Genomic DNA, 16047 nt, shown 5'->3' on the forward strand with positions numbered 1-16047 from the left:
AAGGAGCCTTTCGTGATCGCCGCAAGTGGAGTCGAGCTGCGTGCTGGGTCGCGCCTGCTGCTCGACGGCGCGACGTTCCGGATCGCGGCCGGTGACCGGGTCGGGCTGGTCGGGCGCAACGGCGCCGGCAAGACCACGCTGACCAAGGTGCTGGCCGGTCAGGGGCAGCCCGCCGCCGGGTCGGTCACCTCCAGCGGTGAGGTGGGCTACCTGCCGCAGGACCCGCGCACCGGCGACCTCGACGTCCTCGCCCGCGACCGCATCCTGTCCGCACGCGGGCTCGACCGGATCGTGCGCGACATGCGTGCGGCCGAGGGCGCCATGGCCTCGGCCGACGACGAGACCCGGGAGAAGGCGATGCGTCGTTACGCCCGCCTCGAGGGTGAGTTCACCACGCGCGGTGGGTATGCCGCGGAGTCCGAGGCCGCGTCGATCGCCAGTGCGCTGGGCCTGGACGAGCGGGTGCTGGGGCAGCCGCTCGCGACCCTGTCCGGTGGGCAGCGGCGTCGGGTCGAGCTGTCCCGCATCCTGTTCTCCGGTGCGGAGACCCTGCTGCTCGACGAGCCCACCAACCACCTCGATGCCGACTCGATCGCATGGCTGCGCGACTACCTCAAGGGCTACAGCGGCGGACTGGTGGTGATCAGCCACGACGTCGAGCTGCTCGACGCCGTGGTCAACCGGGTGTTCCACCTCGACGCGAACCGGTCCGAGCTCGACCTCTACAACGTGGGCTGGAAGGCCTACCTCCAGCAGCGCGAGACCGACGAGCGGCGGCGCAAGCGCGAGTACGCCAACGCGACGAAGAAGGCCGCGGCGCTGATGGAGCAGGCCGAGAAGATGCGCGCCAAGGCGACCAAGGCCGTGGCGGCGCAGAACATGATCAAGCGCGCGGAGCGGATGCTCGCCGGCGTCGAGGGGGAGCGGGTCACCGACAAGGTCGCCAAGCTGCGCTTCCCCGACCCCTCACCGTCGGGCCGGACCCCGTTGCGCGCCAGCGGGTTGTCCCGGTCCTACGGGTCGCAGGAGGTCTTCACCGACGTCGACCTGGCCATCGACCGCGGTTCTCGCGTCGTCGTGCTCGGCCTCAACGGTGCCGGCAAGACCACGCTGCTGCGGATGCTCGCCGGCGTGGACGAGCCGGACACCGGGCAGGTCGAGCCCGGCCACGGGCTCAAGATCGGCTACTACGCGCAGGAGCACGAGAACCTCGACGTCTCACGCTCGGTGCTGGAGAACATGAAGTCGGCCGCGCCGGCCAGCTTCGGTGAGACCGACGTCCGCAAGGTCCTCGGCTCGTTCCTCTTCAGCGGTGACGACGTCGACAAGCCCGCCGGGGTGCTCTCCGGTGGTGAGAAGACGCGGCTGTCCCTGGCGATGCTCGTGGTCTCCAGCGCCAACGTGCTGCTGCTCGACGAGCCCACCAACAACCTCGACCCGGCCTCGCGCGAGGAGATCCTCGGGGCGCTGCACACCTACAAGGGCGCCGTCGTCCTCGTCACCCACGACGAGGGCGCGGTCGACGCGCTCGAGCCCGAGCGGGTGTTGCTGCTGCCCGACGGGGTCGAGGACCTCTGGAACGCCGACTACCGCGACCTCATCGCCTTGGCCTGACAGCTCAGTCGATCGGGTAACCGGTGACGGGTCCGTCGGTGTTCGGCTGCCACCCGAGCGCCGGGGCGACGTGCGTGGCGAACGACTCCAGCACGTGCAGGTTGTAGTCGACGCCGAGCTGGTTGGGGATCGTCAGCATGAGCGTGTCGGCGGCCTCGATCGCCGTGTCGGCCTTGAGCTGCTCGATGAGCACGTCGGGCTCGGCGGCATAGCTCTTGCCGAAGGTCGAACGCATCCCGTCGATGATGCCGATCTGGTCGCCGTCCTCACCGCCACGCGGGCCGAAGTAGGCGCGGTCGACATCGGTCATGAGCGGGAAGATGCTGCGCGACACCGAGACCCGCGGGTTTCCCGGGTGGCCGGCTTCCTTCCACGCGGCGCGGAACCGGTCGATCTGGTCGCGCTGCAACCGGTGGAACTCCTCACCGTTGGCCTCGGTGAGCAGGGTCGAGGACATGAGGTTGAGGCCGACCGTGCCGGCCCACTCGGCGCTGTCGCGGTTGCCCGACCCCCACCACACGTGCTGGCGCAGGGTGGGGGACTGCGGCTCGATGGGGACGCGAGCCGTGGTGTGCGTCGACATGTAGCCGTTCGGGTCGGCGTCGGCCATCGGTTGGCCTTCGATCGCGGCGAGGAACTTGGTGATCTTCTCGCGCGCGATGTCCGCGCCGCGCGGGTCGGTCGAGCCGGTGTAGCCGAACTCCTCGTAGCCACGGATGACCGACTCGGGTGACCCGCGGCTCACGCCGAGCGCGACGCGGCCGTCGGCCAGCAGGTCCAGCGCCGCAGCCTCCTCGGCCAGGTAGAGCGGGTTCTCGTAGCGCAGGTCGATGACGCCGGTGCCGACCTCGATCCGCTGGGTCTTGGCCGCGATGGCGGTCAGCAGCGGGATCGGGGCGGCGGCCTGCTGGGCGAAGTGGTGCACGCGGAAGTAGGCGCCGTTGACGCCGAGCTCGTCCGCGCCGACCCCGATGGCGACGGCCTGGGTGAGCGCGTCGCGCGCGTTCTGGGTGTGGGAGCCGCGCACGGCGCCGTAGTGGCCGAAGGAGAGGAAGCCGAAAGCCTTCATGGGCGCAGCCTGCCGCATCCACTGCGCTGTGAACCACCCATGGGGCGCTCAGGTTGCAAGTCCCAGCGGTTTGGGGGGAGTTACGGTCGAATAATGGACGGTTATGCAATCCATAAGGGACACGGCAGAATGGGAGGGTGACCCAAGCCCCCGAGCGGACCACGCGGCATACCCGCCCCACACGCACCCAGGCCACCGGCGCCTGGGCCGACGGTGACGCGACGCCCCTCAACCACAACGAGGAGTTCAAGGCGGCCGACGACGGCCTCAACGTGCGCGCCCGGATCGAGGAGGTCTACGCCAAGGAGGGCTTCGCGAGCATCCCCGGCGACGACCTGCGCGGCCGCATGCGCTGGTGGGGGCTCTACACGCAGCGCAAGCCGGGCATCGACGGCGGCCAGACGGCCACGCTCGACCCCGCCGAGCTCGACGACGAGTACTTCATGCTGCGGGTGCGCTCGGACGGCGGCGCATTGTCCGCCGACCAGCTGCGCACCATCGCCGGCATCTCCACCGAGTTCGCGCGCGACACGGCCGACGTCACCGACCGGCAGAACATCCAGCTGCACTGGATCCGCATCGAGGACGTCCCGGAGATCTGGTCGCGGCTCGAGGCGGTCGGTCTCACCACGGCCGAGGCGTGCGGCGACACCCCGCGCGTCATCCTCGGCTCACCGGTCGCCGGGATCGCCGCCGACGAGGTGCTGGATGGGACGCCGGCCGTCCGCGAGATCCTCGAGCGCTACATCGGCAGCCCCGAGTTCTCCAACCTGCCGCGCAAGTTCAAGACCGCGGTCTCGGGCAGCCCCAGCCTCGACGTCGCCCACGAGGTCAACGACGTGTCGTTCGTCGGCGTCGTGCACCCCGAGCACGGGCCCGGGTTCGACGTGTGGGTCGGCGGTGGCCTGTCGACCAACCCGATGTTCGCCCAGCGGCTCGGCGGGTGGGTGCCGCTGGAGGACGTGCCGGAGGTCTGGAAGGGCGTCGTCTCGATCTTCCGCGACCACGGCTACCGGCGGCTGCGCAACCGGGCGCGGCTGAAGTTCCTCATGGCCGACTGGGGCGCCGAGCGGTTCCGCGAGGTGCTCGAGCAGGACTACCTCGGCCGGCGCCTCGTCGACGGCCCCGCACCGGTCGCCCCGAGCGACCAGCGCCGCGACCACGTCGGCGTCCACCCGCAGCAGGACGGCCGGTTCTGGGTCGGTGTCGCCCCCGTGGCGGGGCGGGTCAGCGGGACGACGTTGTATGCCGTCGCGGAGCTGGCTGCCCGGCACGGGTCGGGTCGGGTGCGCCTCACCCCTCACCAGAAGATCCTGGTGCTCGACGTGCCCCAGCAGGAGGTCGCCGGGCTGACCGCAGGGCTCGACGCGATCGACCTGCCCGTCGCTCCGAGCGAGTGGCGTCGCGGGGTGCTCGCCTGCACGGGCATCGAGTTCTGCAAGCTCGCACTGGTCGAGACCAAGGCGCGTGCCCGCACCGTCATCGCCGAGATGGAGCGGCGGCTGCCCGACTTCGACGTCCCCTTCACGATCCACGTCAACGGGTGCCCCAACGCCTGCGCGCGCACCCAGGTCGCCGACGTCGGGCTCAAGGGCATGGTCAGCAAGGACGACGAAGGCAACCTCGTCGAGGTCTTCCAGGTGCACCTCGGCGGCGGCCTCGGCACCCACCCCCAGCTCGCCCGCAAGACCCGCGCGCTGAAGGTGCCGGCCGAAGAGCTGCCCGACTACATCGAGCGGCTCGCCACCCGGTTCCTCGAGCAGCGGGACGGCGACGAGGCTTTCGCCACCTGGGCACACCGGGCCGACGAGGACGACCTGCGATGAGCGACAGCCCCCGCGCGTCGACGCCCTACTACTGCCCGTTCTGCGCCGAGGAGGACCTCTGGCCGGTCGAGGAGCCCCGCAGCGCTTGGGAGTGCCGCGCGTGCGCCCGCGTCTTCACCGTGCAGCTCGCCCGGGTCGACACCGCGTCGATCCCCGGCCGCGTGGCCGAGGAAGCGTTGCTGGAGAAGGGATCCCAGTCATGACCACGACCACCGACGTCGCGGTTGCCGAGGCGACGCGACGGTTCGCTGCGCTGGAAGCCAGCCACGCGGCATACGGGGACAAGGTCCAGCTCACCCGCGAGGTGCTGCGCTGGGCGCACGACACCTATGGCGACCGACTCACCATCGCGTCGTCGATGGGTGACGAGGCGCTGGTGCACCTCGTCGGCACCACCCTGACCGACGCCGACGTGTTCTTCCTCGACACCGGCTACCACTTCGTCGAGACGCTGGGGACCCGCGATGCGTACCAGGCAATGCTGCCGCTCAAGATCCGCACCATCCTGCCGCTGCTCACCGTGGCCGAGCAGGACGCGAAGCACGGCGCCAAGCTGCACGACCGCGACCCGGACGCCTGCTGCGCGATGCGCAAGGTGGAGCCCCTCAACCGGGCGATCGAGGGGTATGCCGCGTGGGTGACCGGGATGCGGCGCGTCGACGCACCGACGCGGACCGACATCGAGCTGGTCGGCTGGGACGAGAAGCGCGGCCTGGTGAAGCTGAATCCCCTTGCGGCATGGACTGATTCGGACATCGACCGGTACGTCGAGGAGAACGGCGTGTTCCTCAACCCGCTCCGGCAGGAGGGCTACGCGTCGATCGGCTGCGCGCCGTGCACGCGGCCAGTGGCTGAGGGCGAGGACCCACGAGCCGGCCGGTGGGCCGGGAAGACCAAGACCGAATGCGGGTTGCACACATGACGACGACGGCACCGAGCCCCACCGCCACGGCGACGCAGGGGCCCCTGACCCTGGACCACCTCGACCACCTGGAGTCCGAGGCGATCCACATCTTCCGCGAGGTCGCGGGGGAGTTCGAGCGGCCGGTGATCCTCTTCTCCGGCGGCAAGGACTCCGTCGTCATGGTGCACCTGGCGCTCAAGGCGTTCGCTCCGGCGAAGCTGCCGTTCGGGCTGCTGCACGTCGACACCGGGCACAACTTCCCCGAGGTGCTCGACTACCGCGACGCCACCGTCGAACGGCTCGGCGTGCGGCTCACCGTCGCCAAGGTGCAGGACTACCTCGACGACGGTCGGCTGCGCGAGCGTCCCGACGGCACCCGCAACCCGCTGCAGACCGTCCCGCTCCTCGACACCATCGAGGCCGGGAAGTTCGACGCCGTCTTCGGCGGCGGGCGACGCGACGAGGAGAAGGCCCGCGCCAAGGAGCGCGTCTTCAGCCTGCGCGACGCCTTCGGCGCGTGGGACCCACGCCGCCAGCGGCCCGAGCTCTGGGACCTCTACAACGGGCGGCACGCGCCCGGTGAGCACGTGCGGGTCTTCCCCCTGTCTAACTGGACCGAGCTCGACGTGTGGCGCTACATCGAGCGCGAGGGCATCGCCCTGCCGGAGATCTACTACGCCCACGAGCGCGAGGTGTTCCAGCGCGACGGCATGTGGCTGACCCCCGGTGAGTGGGGTGGCCCGAAGGAGTCGGAGTCGTTGCAGCGCAGGCTCGTTCGCTACCGGACAGTGGGTGACATGAGCTGCACCGGAGCCGTCGACTCCGACGCCACCGACGTCGGCTCGGTGATCCTCGAGGTCGCCGCGTCGCGGCTCACCGAGCGCGGCGCGACCCGCGCCGACGACCGGCTTTCCGAGGCCGCCATGGAGGACCGCAAGAAGCAGGGGTACTTCTAGACATGACGACGACCACTCCCGATCTGACTGCGGCACCCGCTCGGCACGACCTGCTGCGGCTCGCCACCGCCGGCTCGGTCGACGACGGCAAGTCCACCCTCGTCGGCCGCCTGCTCTACGACACCAAGTCGGTGCTGACCGACCAGCTCGACGCGGTCGAGCGGGTGAGTCGTGAACGCGGCCTCGACGCCACCGACCTCGCGCTGCTCACCGACGGCCTGCGCGCCGAGCGCGAGCAGGGCATCACCATAGACGTCGCCTACCGCTACTTCTCGACGGCGACTCGCTCCTACGTCCTGGCCGACACCCCCGGGCACGTGCAGTACACCCGCAACATGGTCACCGGCGCCTCGACGGCCGAGCTCGCGCTCATCCTCATCGATGCCCGGCACGGTGTCGTGGAGCAGACCCGGCGGCACCTCGCCGTGACCGGGCTGCTCGGCGTGCGGCACGTCGCGGTCGCCGTCAACAAGATGGACCTCGTCGACTGGTCGCAGGAGCGCTTCGACGAGATCGTCGCCGAGTTCCGGCGCCACGCAACGCGATTCGGCATCACCGACGTGGTCGCCGTTCCCGTGTCGGCCCTCTTCGGGGACAACGTCGTCGACCGTTCCGACCGCGCGCCGTGGTATGCCGGGCCGACCCTCCTCGAGCACCTCGAGGCGGTGCCGGTGGGCGAGGACCCCGCCGCGCAGCCGCTGCGACTGCCGGTGCAGTTCGTCATCCGTCCGCAGAGCGGGGAGCACCGCGACTACCGGGGGTATGCCGGTCGCATCACCTCAGGGGTCGTGCGCCCCGGGGACGACGTCGTCGTGCTGCCGTCGGGTCGGACGACCCGCGTGGCAGGTATCGACCGGGCGCGGTCGGACGGTTCGCTCGAGGAGCTCGCAGTCGCCTTCGCCCCGCAGTCGGTCACCCTGCGGCTCGAGGACGACATCGACCTTTCCCGTGGTGACGTCATCGCAGCCGCCGACGACACCGGCCTGCTGACCCGGTCGCTCGCCGGCACTGTCGCCGTCCTCTCCGAGCGCCCAGTGCGCCAGCGTGACCGCGTGCTCCTGCGGGTCGGCACCCGCACCGTGCGCGCCCTCGTCGACGACGTCGTCGACCAGCTCGACATCGAGACGATGGAGCATCGCGCTGCTCCGGATGGCTTGTCGCTCAACGCGATTGGGCGAGTGCGGATCCGGCTCGCCGAGGACGTGCCCGTTGACGACTACCGGCGACTGCGCCGCACCGGGGCGTTCCTGCTCATCGACGAGGCCGACGGTTCGACCTTGGCCGCGGGCATGGCGGATGCGCCGGACCGCGCCGTCGGAGAGGGCATCTGATGGGCGCTGACTACCCGCTGACCCTGGACGTCACCGGGCGCCGGGTCGTCGTCGTCGGTGGCGGGCCGGTCGCGACGCGTCGGGTCACCGGGCTGCGCGAGTCCGGCGCGGCCGTCGAGGTCATCGCCCCATGGGTCACCGAGGACATAACCGAACTGTGGGCAGCCGGCGAGATCACCTGGCACGAGCGGGATTTCGTGAGCGGTGACCTGCAGACGCCCGAGCCGGCCTGGCTCGTGCACACCGCCACGGGCGACCGATCCACCGACGACCAGGTGGCTCGCGAGGCCGAGGCCGCCCGCATTTGGTGCGTCCGCGCCGACGACGCCTCCGCGTCGAGTGCGTGGACCCCGGCGGTGGCACGCGGCCGGGCCGGCTCACCCGCCGAAGGAGTCACCGTCTCGGTCAACGCCGGGGGAGACCCGCGGCGAGCGGTCGCGGTCCGCGACGCGGTCCTCGCCGCCCTCGACAGCGGCATACTCCCCGTGCGTCGCACCAGGCACACCGAGCGTGAGGTGCGGGTCGGCTCGGTGGCACTGGTCGGTGGTGGACCCGGCGCCGACGACCTCATCACGGTGCGTGGCCGGGCCCTCCTCGCCGCCGCAGACGTCGTCGTCACGGACCGTCTCGGACCCCGCGGCCTGCTGCACACCCTCGGCAGCGACGTGGAGGTCGTCGACGTCGGCAAGACGCCGGGCAACCACCCGGTGACCCAGGACCGCATCAACGAGCTGCTCGTCCACCACGCCCAGCTCGGCAAGCGCGTGGTGCGGCTCAAGGGCGGCGACCCGTTCGTCCTGGGCCGCGGAGGCGAGGAGGCGCTGCACTGCGCCGCGCACGGCATACCCGTCGAGGTCGTCCCCGGGGTCACGTCCGCGGTGAGTGTCCCCGCGGCGGCCGGTATCCCGGTGACGCACCGGGGCATCACGGCGTCCTTCGTCGTCGCGTCCGCCCACGAGGGCCCCGAGCACGTCCTGGAGGCCGCCCAGGACGCGGCGCCCGACGCCACGCTCGTGCTCCTCATGGGCGTGAGTCGTCTCGCGCAGACCGCCGCCGGGCTCATCGCGGCCGGTCGTTTGCCGACCACCCCTGTCGCCCTCATCGAGAGCGGCTGGACCGAGCGGCAGCGCACCACCGTGACTACCCTCGAGCACGCCGCCCGCGACGCCGAGGCAGCCGGGGTCCGCCCGCCCGCGATCGTCGTGGTCGGCGACGTGGTGCGGCTGCACGACGCGCTAGGTGACCTCGCCGGAGGTAGCCTCACCCCGTGACCGACCCCGACATCGTGCTGCTCGCCCACGGATCCCCGGACCCGCGGCACGCGCACGGCGTCGAGGCCCTCGCCGGGCACGTCCAGTCGCTCGCACCGACGCGTCGCATCCACACGGCCTACCTCGACCACCACGCGCCGACCCCGCAGGACGCCGCGGCCGCGCTCGACGGCCACGCGGTGGTGGTGCCGGTGCTGCTGACACCGGCCTACCACGCGCGGGTCGACGTCCCCGCTGCCGTGGCGACCATGGCCGCCGCCTCCTCCGGCGAGGTGGGGCTGGCCGCCCCGCTCGGCCCGCACCCGCGGCTGCTCGACGCGGCCGAGGAGCTGCTCCGGGCGGCCGGCGTGCGTCCCGACCCGCGCACCGCCGTGCTGCTGTATGCCGCCGGGTCCAGTGACACCGAGGCCGTCGCCACCCTGACCACCGTCGTCCACGAGAACCCGCGCCCTGGGTGGGGCCAGTGGGACGTCGCCGCCCTCGACGGCGGGGCAACGCTGGAGCAGGTGCTCCGGCGGCTGCCCGACGAGGTCGACCGCACGTACGCCGTGTCGTTCATGGTGGCCGAAGGAGTGTTGCGCGACCGGATGGCCCAGGAGTGCGGACGGCAGGGCGTCACGATGGTGCCGGGGGCCCTGGCCCAGACCGACGCGGTGGCGCAGCTGGTGCTCGAGCGCGCCGATAGCCTTCCCGCGTGACCGACACCGAAGCGCAGACCGAGCCCCAGCAACCGCACCCGCACCTGGTCGTCACCCGCGACGGTGCGGTCCTGACCATCACGCTCGACAACCCGAGCCGCCGCAACTCGCAGGTGCCGAGCCTGTGGGCGGCCCTCGCCGACCTGGCCGAGGGGCTGGACCCCGGCGTGCGTGTGGTGGTGCTGCGGGGCAACGGGCCGTCGTTCTCGGCCGGGCTGGACCGCGGGATGCTCGCCCCCGGCGGCGTGGAGGGCGAGCCGGAGCTGCTCGGGATCGCCGTCGACGGGCCGGAGCGCACTGCCGAGCGGATCGAGGACTTCCAGCGCGGGTTCGCCGCGTGGGCGTCGGTGCCCGCGGTGGTGGTCGCCTCCGTCCAGGGGCACGCGATCGGGGCCGGCTTCCAGCTCGCCCTGGCGGCTGACCTGCGCGTGGTCGCCGACGACGTGCAGTTCGCGATGCGCGAGACCTCGCTCGGGCTGGTGCCCGACCTCGGCGGCACCGGGCCGCTCGTGCGGGCGGTCGGGTATGCCGTCGCGCTCGAGCTGTGCGCCACCGGACGCTTCATGGGGGCGCAGGAGGCGGTGGCGCGGGGGCTGGCGAACGTCGCCGTCCCGTTGGCCGAGCTCGACGCCACGACGGCGGACCTCGTGGGTGCCCTGGTGGACGCGCCCGACGCCGCGCTGCGCGAGCTGAAGCCACTGCTGGCGTCTGCGGCCACCGTCGCGCCCGGGGACCAGCTGCGGGCCGAGCGGGAGGCCCAGGGGCGCCTGCTGAACGGCCTCGCCCGGGCCGTCGGCCGCTGAGGCGACCACGCGGCATACCCCTGCCTGTCACACCCTGGCGGCAGGGTGGGGAATGGACGACGGCCCATGTGCTGTTTCCCCGGGCAGTGAATGGCACAGAGGTGAGTAGATGAGCATGTCAGGCTGGACGGCGATGCGTTCGCTGACCCGCGACGACTCGGTCAAGGACACGAAACTGAAACCGGGGACGGCGCGGCGGGTGCTGCGGTATGCGCGCCCATTCCGCCGCGAGATCGTGTTCTTCCTCGCGCTCGTGGTCGTCAGCGCGGCACTGGTCGTCGCGACGCCGCTGCTGCTCAAGGACCTCGTCGACCACGGCATCATCCCGCGCGACCGCGGGCTGGTGATCCGGCTGGCGCTGCTGGTGGCCGCCCTCGCCGTCGCCGACGGCGCGCTCACGCTGGTCCAGCGGTGGTACTCCGCGCGGATCGGTGAGGGGCTGATCTACAACCTGCGCACCGAGGTGTTCGCCCACGTGCTGCGCCAGCCGATCGCGTTCTTCACGCGGGCGCAGACCGGTGCGCTGGTCACCCGGCTCAACTCCGACGTCATCGGCGCCCAGCAGGCGTTCACGTCGGTGCTGTCGAGCGTCGTGAGCAACGCGGTGTCGCTCGTGCTCATCGTGGGCACGATGGCGACCCTGTCGTGGCAGCTGACGCTGGCGTCGCTCGCGCTGGTGCCGTTCTTCCTGCTGCCCGCCCGCTGGATGGGGCGCCGGCTCGCGGGGCTCAGTCACGCCCAGATGGGCCTCAACGCCGACATGGGCACGCGGATGACCGAGCGCTTCAACGTCGCCGGGGCGTTGCTGGTCAAGCTGTTCGGTGACCCCGCCCGCGAGGACGAGGAGTATGCCGCGCGGGCCGCGGGTGTGCGCGACATGGGAGTCAAGATCGCCCTCAACCGCAGCGTGTTCTTCGTGGCCCTCACCCTCGTGGCGTCGCTGGCGACGGCGATGGTCTACGGGTTCGGTGGGCTGATGGCCGTCGGGGGCTCGCTGACCGTCGGGACGCTGCTCGCCCTCACCGCGCTGCTGGCCCGGCTCTACGGCCCCCTGACCGCGTTGTCGAACGTCCGCGTCGACATCATGACGGCGCTGGTGTCGTTCGAGCGGGTCTTCGAGGTCCTCGACCTGCCGCCGTTGGTGGCCGAGAAGCCCGATGCTGTCGACGTGCCGACCCGCCCGGTGCGGGTCGAGCTCGACTCGGTCGGGTTCGCCTACCCCTCGGCCGACGAGGTGTCGCTGGCGTCGCTGGAGAGCACGGCGACCGGTGACCGCAAGGGCTCCGGCGTGGTGTTGCGCGACATCGACTTCACGGTCGAGCCGGGGCAGCTGGTCGCCCTGGTCGGACCCAGTGGTGCCGGCAAGACGACGATCACCAACCTGGTGGCCCGCCTCTACGACCCGACCAGCGGAGCTGTGCGCCTCAACGGGGTCGACCTGCGCGACGCCACCTTGTCCTCCGTCCACCGCCTGGTGGGCGTGGTGAGCCAGGAGGCGCACCTGTTCCACGACACGATCCGCGCCAACCTGGCGTATGCCGCGCCCGGCGCCACCGAGGCGCAGATGTGGTCAGCGCTCGAGGCGGCCCAGGTCGCCCCGCTCGTGCACGCCCTGCCCGCGGGCCTCGACACCGTGGTGGGTGACCGTGGACACCGGCTTTCAGGTGGCGAGAAGCAGCGGCTGGCGCTGGCCCGCCTGCTGCTCAAGTCACCCGGGCTCATCGTCCTCGACGAGGCGACGGCCCACCTCGACAGCGAGTCCGAGGCGGCCGTCCAGCGGGCACTTGACACCGCCCTGAGTGAGCGGTCCGCCCTCGTCATCGCACACCGGTTGTCGACCGTCCGCGGGGCCGACCTCATCCTCGTCGTCGACGACGGGCGGATCGTCGAGCGCGGCACGCATGCTGAGCTGATGGCCCGGGGTGGCCTCTACCGGTCGCTCTACGAGACGCAGTTCGCCACCCAGCGGTCCGACGTCCCGGCGTAGCCGATCCCGAGGCCGGCGAACACGTCGCGGCCTGCGGCGGTGACGATCACCCGTCGGGTGGCGTCGGCACGGCGCACCCAGCCGGCGTCGAAAGCCTTGGTGCACAAGGCCGCTCCGAGTGCGCCCGCCACGTGCGGACGCCGCTCCGTCCAGTCGGTGCACTCGCGGACGGCGACGCGCTTGGCGGCATACACCCCGTCGAGGTCGACCCCGAGGTCAGCCCACCAGCTCCGGCCGCCTCGGGGGACGGCCGGGGAGCCGCTGGTCGTGATCGCCCCGGACGAGGCGGCTGCGTCGTGCAGGGCCACCCCGAGGCTGCCGGCGAGGTGGTCGTAGCAGGTGCGCGCCTGCGCCAGTCGTCGGCGCTCCGACACCTGGCGGTAGGAGCTGGCGGGTGCCACGACGTCGGTCGCCCCCGCGGTCATCAGCTCGATCGTCTCGGCGACCCGGGCGCAGGCCAGCTCGACGTGGGTGCAGCGGCCCTCGCGGGTCACGACCACGACCCCGGCGTCGCTCAGGCAGGAGACGTGGTCGCTGGCCGTCGGGGCACCCACTCCGGCCAGGTCGGCGAGCTCGCCCACCTTCCACCGGCGACCGTCGAGCAGCGCGATCGCCATCGTGGCCCGTGTGGGGTCGCCCAGCGCGCGGCCGAACCGGGCCAGCGCGGCGGACTCCGGCGTCACGGCGGCGCTCATGCCGGCACCTTCTCGCGATCCCTGACCCGCGGCTTGCGCCGGGTGAGCAGCACGCCGACCACGCACAGCACACCGCCGAGGTAGGCCGCGGCCGGTGGCAGCTCCCCGAGGAAGAGCCAGCCCATCACCGTGGCGATGACCGGCACGAGGAACGTCGTGAGCGCGAGGCTTCCGGCGTTGCTGCGGGCCAGGGCCCAGCCCCACGTGGAGAACGCGATCGCCGTGGGGAACACCCCCAGGTAGGCGACCAGCAGGAGCGTCTGCGGCGTCGCCGTCCGGACCGTCGACACGAGGTCGCCGGTCCACGGCAGGCACACGACGGCACCGATGACGCAGGCGAGGAAGGTGACCTCGAGGGTGGGGAGCCGTGACAGCAGGGGCTTTTGTGTGACGACCCCGGCGCCGTACGTGACCGCGGCGAGCACTGCGAGGGCCACCCCGCCCAGGTCGCCGGTCGCGTGACCGGAGCTGCCCAGCCCGATGACCACGACTCCCGCGAAGCCCACGACCGCGCCGACGACCAGCCAACGGGTGAGCGGCTCACCCAGGAACACCGCGGCGAGGACCGCCACGATGATCGGGCCGATCTGCACGAGCATCGCCGCGGTGCCGGCGTCGATGCGCTGTTCGGCGGCGTTGAGGGCGACGTTGTAGACCCCGAACCACAGCACGCCGCAGGCCAGCAGGAGGGGCAGGTCGCGCCGGGTGGGCCAGCGCCGCGGCCGCCGCCACACCATGACGCCGAGGACCAGGCTGGCCACGAGGAGCCGACCGAGGGACAGGGCGCCGGGGGAGACCGAGCCACCCAGGTGCCGGATCGCCACGAACGCCGAGGCCCACAGCAGCAGCGTCACGGCGATGGCGCCGAGGGTCAGGGAGCGGGTGCGTGAGTCCATGCATTTGAGGGTAGGAGCCGGACTGTTCGGTGAAGAGCGAACAATCGCCAAGGTCCGCAGGAAACCTGCCAGCGTGCTGGCAACTGCGTCCTACTCGTCTTCCTCGTCCCAGATGCGGACCTTCTTCGGTCGAGGGGCGGTCTCGGGGGAGTCGAGGCCCTCCAGGTGCTCGCGGCGGGCACCCCACACGACGAGCACGAAACCGGCCACCATCGCGAGCCACCACTGGAAGGCGTACGCCTGGTGCGGCCCCAGGTCGGTGTCCGGCGGCTCCAACCGGTCCGGTCGTGGCGGGCTCTGCCCGTCGGCCGTCCGCTCGACCTCCATGATCACGTAGCCGCCCACCAGCGGCTCACCCAGCTGGGCCGACGCCTGGGCGAGATTGATGCTCGCGAGCTGACCGGCCGGCATACGGCGCTCGAGGTTCTTCTCCGACGGGCGCACCCAGCCGGTCATCGTGACGGTCCCACCCGGCGGGGGCACGACCTTCGGTAGCTCGTCGGCGGCCTCGGCATTGCGCACCCAGCCACGGTCGACCAGCACGACCTGCCCGCCGTCGGTGCGGAACGGGACCAGCACCTCGTAGCCGTAGACCCCGTCGTTGGGCCGGTTGCGCACCAGCAGCGTGTCGTCCGCGGCATACGTGCCCCGGGCGGTGACGCGCGTCCACTCCTCCGCGCGGGGCAGGGGAGAGGCGTCGAGGACCTCGGACAACGGTCGCGGCGCGGCGGTGTAGTGCGAGTTGACCCGGTCGGCGCGGGCCTTCTTGTCCTCGTAGCGTCCCCACTGCCACTGCCCGAGGAAGTACGCCGCCACCGCGAAGGCCGCAGCGACCGCGAGGGCGCCCAGCCATCGCCGCGATGTGAGCGTCCTCAGCACCGGATCACGGTACCCGGCTTAGGCTTGGTGCCATGACCGGCCTCCCGTTCCCCCGTGTGCGCGATCTGTCGCGCCCGCCTGCGGACGCGCCGGGTATGCCGGACCGCTTCGGGCGGTTCGCGCGTGACCTGCGCGTCTCGGTGACCGACCGGTGCAACCTGCGGTGCCGGTACTGCATGCCGGCCGAGGGCCTTCCGTGGCTGGCCAAGCCCGAGATGCTCAGCGACGACGAGCTGGTCCGGGTCGTGGGGGTGTTCGTCGGCCTGGGGGTCACGCAGATCCGGCTGACGGGTGGTGAGCCGCTGCTGCGGCGTTCGCTCGTGGACGTGGTGCGGCGCATTGCCGCGCTCGAGCCGCGGCCACGGATCGCCATGACCACCAACGGGATCGGGCTCGACCGGCTGGCCCAGCCGCTGGCCGATGCAGGCCTCGACCGAGTCAACGTCAGCCTCGACACGATCGACCCCAAGGAGTTCGCGAGCCTGACCCGCCGCGACCGGCTGCACGACGTCGAGGCGGGGCTCAAGGCGGCGGCGGCCGCGGGCCTCGCGCCCGTGAAGGTCAATGCCGTGGCCATGCGCGGCATCAACGACGACACGGTGGCCGACCTGCTCCAGTGGTGCCTTGACCGCGGGTACGAGCTGCGGTTCATCGAGCAGATGCCGCTCGATGCCCAGCACGGCTGGGACGCCTCGACGATGATCAGCGCCGGCGAGATCCAGGAGCGGCTCGGCGACCGGTTCCACCTGACGCCGCTGCCGGCCGCCGACCGGGGCAGCGCCCCGGCGGAGCGCTTCCTCGTCGACGGGGGTCCGCAGACGGTCGGCATCATCGCCAGCGTCACGGCGCCGTTCTGCGCCGCCTGCGACCGCACCCGCCTGACGGCTGATGGCCAGGTGCGCAACTGCCTCTTCTCGCAGGCCGAGACCGACCTGCGTGAGCCCCTGCGGGCCGGTGCCAGCGACGAGGAGCTGGCCGACCTCATCCGGGGTGAGATGTGGCGCAAGGCCAAGGGTCACGGCATCGGCACCGCCGACTTCGTGCAGCCCGATCGTCCGATGTCCGCGATCGGCGGCTAGCAGCAGCGCATTCGAGGTAAAAACGCCGGGGATTCCGAT

15 protein-coding genes are annotated in these 16047 nt (G+C 71.9%); 11 read left to right on the top strand and 4 right to left on the bottom strand.

All coding sequences use genetic code 11. From position 1 onward, the window contains the following. Nucleotides 1-12: 12 nt before the first annotated feature. On the top strand, nt 13-1614 hold the full coding sequence (locus HJG52_RS02460) for an ATP-binding cassette domain-containing protein (protein ID WP_171241969.1): 1602 nt from the start codon (nt 13-15) through the stop codon (nt 1612-1614). A 4-nt stretch (nt 1615-1618) separates the two neighbouring features. On the opposite strand, the gene HJG52_RS02465 is transcribed toward HJG52_RS02460, so the two are convergent. Beyond that, entirely contained in the window at nt 1619-2683 is a 1065-nt protein-coding gene (locus HJG52_RS02465) for an LLM class flavin-dependent oxidoreductase (protein WP_171241970.1), read from the bottom strand. 137 nt (nt 2684-2820) lie between these two features. Here HJG52_RS02465 and HJG52_RS02470 point away from each other — a divergent pair, with 137 nt between their 5' ends. The 9 genes from HJG52_RS02470 to HJG52_RS02510 all read left to right on the top strand — a co-directional run bounded on the left by HJG52_RS02470 (nt 2821) and on the right by HJG52_RS02510 (nt 12459). After that, nucleotides 2821-4509 carry a nitrite/sulfite reductase gene (locus HJG52_RS02470; RefSeq protein ID WP_171241971.1) on the top strand — a complete coding sequence of 563 codons (1689 nt, stop codon included), beginning with the start codon at nt 2821-2823 and terminating at the stop codon, nt 4507-4509. Further along, on the top strand, nt 4506-4712 hold the full coding sequence (locus HJG52_RS02475) for a hypothetical protein (RefSeq protein WP_171241547.1): 207 nt from the start codon (nt 4506-4508) through the stop codon (nt 4710-4712). Before HJG52_RS02470 ends, HJG52_RS02475 begins: the two co-directional genes overlap by 4 nt. Beyond that, nucleotides 4709-5431: a phosphoadenylyl-sulfate reductase gene (locus HJG52_RS02480; protein WP_171241972.1), complete on the top strand. Its 723-nt coding sequence runs from the start codon at nt 4709-4711 to the stop codon at nt 5429-5431. The genes HJG52_RS02475 and HJG52_RS02480 overlap by 4 nt, the downstream gene beginning before the upstream one ends. After that, nucleotides 5428-6369, top strand: coding sequence for a sulfate adenylyltransferase subunit CysD (gene cysD / locus HJG52_RS02485; RefSeq protein ID WP_171241973.1), 942 nt, complete (start codon nt 5428-5430; stop codon nt 6367-6369). The genes HJG52_RS02480 and cysD overlap by 4 nt, the downstream gene beginning before the upstream one ends. A gap of 2 nt (nt 6370-6371) precedes the next feature. Further along, nucleotides 6372-7700 (top strand): sulfate adenylyltransferase subunit 1, encoded by a 1329-nt coding sequence (locus HJG52_RS02490; protein WP_171241974.1) that lies wholly within the window; start codon nt 6372-6374, stop codon nt 7698-7700. Continuing rightward, complete coding sequence (cobA, locus tag HJG52_RS02495) at nt 7700-8971, top strand: uroporphyrinogen-III C-methyltransferase (protein ID WP_171241975.1); 1272 nt, start codon at nt 7700-7702, stop codon at nt 8969-8971. The genes HJG52_RS02490 and cobA overlap by 1 nt, the downstream gene beginning before the upstream one ends. After that, on the top strand, nt 8968-9669 hold the full coding sequence (locus HJG52_RS02500; protein WP_171241976.1) for a CbiX/SirB N-terminal domain-containing protein: 702 nt from the start codon (nt 8968-8970) through the stop codon (nt 9667-9669). The genes cobA and HJG52_RS02500 overlap by 4 nt, the downstream gene beginning before the upstream one ends. Next, nucleotides 9666-10472, top strand: coding sequence for an enoyl-CoA hydratase/isomerase family protein (locus HJG52_RS02505; RefSeq protein WP_346767527.1), 807 nt, complete (start codon nt 9666-9668; stop codon nt 10470-10472). The genes HJG52_RS02500 and HJG52_RS02505 overlap by 4 nt, the downstream gene beginning before the upstream one ends. Before the next feature lie 109 nt (nt 10473-10581). Next, the gene (locus HJG52_RS02510; protein WP_171241977.1) at nt 10582-12459 is read left to right on the top strand and encodes an ABC transporter ATP-binding protein; all 1878 of its coding nucleotides are present in this window, start codon (nt 10582-10584) and stop codon (nt 12457-12459) included. Here HJG52_RS02510 and HJG52_RS02515 read toward each other — a convergent pair. From HJG52_RS02515 to HJG52_RS02525, 3 genes are all read right to left on the bottom strand, one after another. After that, on the bottom strand, nt 12414-13154 hold the full coding sequence (locus HJG52_RS02515) for an ArsR/SmtB family transcription factor (protein WP_171241978.1): 741 nt from the start codon (nt 13152-13154) through the stop codon (nt 12414-12416). The two genes, HJG52_RS02510 and HJG52_RS02515, sit on opposite strands and share 46 nt — an antisense overlap. Then, nucleotides 13151-14050: a DMT family transporter gene (locus HJG52_RS02520; RefSeq protein ID WP_171241979.1), complete on the bottom strand. Its 900-nt coding sequence runs from the start codon at nt 14048-14050 to the stop codon at nt 13151-13153. Before HJG52_RS02520 ends, HJG52_RS02515 begins: the two co-directional genes overlap by 4 nt. A gap of 90 nt (nt 14051-14140) precedes the next feature. Next, the gene (locus tag HJG52_RS02525) at nt 14141-14929 is read right to left on the bottom strand and encodes an SURF1 family cytochrome oxidase biogenesis protein (RefSeq protein WP_171241980.1); all 789 of its coding nucleotides are present in this window, start codon (nt 14927-14929) and stop codon (nt 14141-14143) included. A 32-nt stretch (nt 14930-14961) separates the two neighbouring features. On the opposite strand from HJG52_RS02525, the gene moaA reads away from it, so the two are divergent. Further along, the gene (moaA, locus tag HJG52_RS02530; RefSeq protein WP_171241981.1) at nt 14962-16008 is read left to right on the top strand and encodes a GTP 3',8-cyclase MoaA; all 1047 of its coding nucleotides are present in this window, start codon (nt 14962-14964) and stop codon (nt 16006-16008) included. Nucleotides 16009-16047 lie beyond the last annotated feature (39 nt).

The sequence above is a fragment of the Knoellia koreensis genome (assembly GCF_013041615.1).
GTDB classification, from domain to species: Bacteria; Actinomycetota; Actinomycetes; order Actinomycetales; family Dermatophilaceae; genus Pedococcus; species Pedococcus koreensis.

What these genes read in the sequence shown, in the direction of transcription:
- HJG52_RS02465 (WP_171241970.1), bottom strand. Translation starts at nt 2,683, where the DNA reads ATGAAGGCTTTCGGCTTCCTCTCCTTCGGCCACTACGGCGCCGTGCGC.
- HJG52_RS02475 (WP_171241547.1), top strand. Translation starts at nt 4,506, where the DNA reads ATGAGCGACAGCCCCCGCGCGTCGACGCCCTACTACTGCCCGTTCTGC.
- HJG52_RS02480 (WP_171241972.1), top strand. Translation starts at nt 4,709, where the DNA reads ATGACCACGACCACCGACGTCGCGGTTGCCGAGGCGACGCGACGGTTC.
- cysD (WP_171241973.1), top strand. Translation starts at nt 5,428, where the DNA reads ATGACGACGACGGCACCGAGCCCCACCGCCACGGCGACGCAGGGGCCC.
- HJG52_RS02490 (WP_171241974.1), top strand. Translation starts at nt 6,372, where the DNA reads ATGACGACGACCACTCCCGATCTGACTGCGGCACCCGCTCGGCACGAC.
- cobA (WP_171241975.1), top strand. Translation starts at nt 7,700, where the DNA reads ATGGGCGCTGACTACCCGCTGACCCTGGACGTCACCGGGCGCCGGGTC.
- HJG52_RS02510 (WP_171241977.1), top strand. Translation starts at nt 10,582, where the DNA reads ATGAGCATGTCAGGCTGGACGGCGATGCGTTCGCTGACCCGCGACGAC.
- HJG52_RS02515 (WP_171241978.1), bottom strand. Translation starts at nt 13,154, where the DNA reads ATGAGCGCCGCCGTGACGCCGGAGTCCGCCGCGCTGGCCCGGTTCGGC.
- HJG52_RS02520 (WP_171241979.1), bottom strand. Translation starts at nt 14,050, where the DNA reads ATGGACTCACGCACCCGCTCCCTGACCCTCGGCGCCATCGCCGTGACG.
- moaA (WP_171241981.1), top strand. Translation starts at nt 14,962, where the DNA reads ATGACCGGCCTCCCGTTCCCCCGTGTGCGCGATCTGTCGCGCCCGCCT.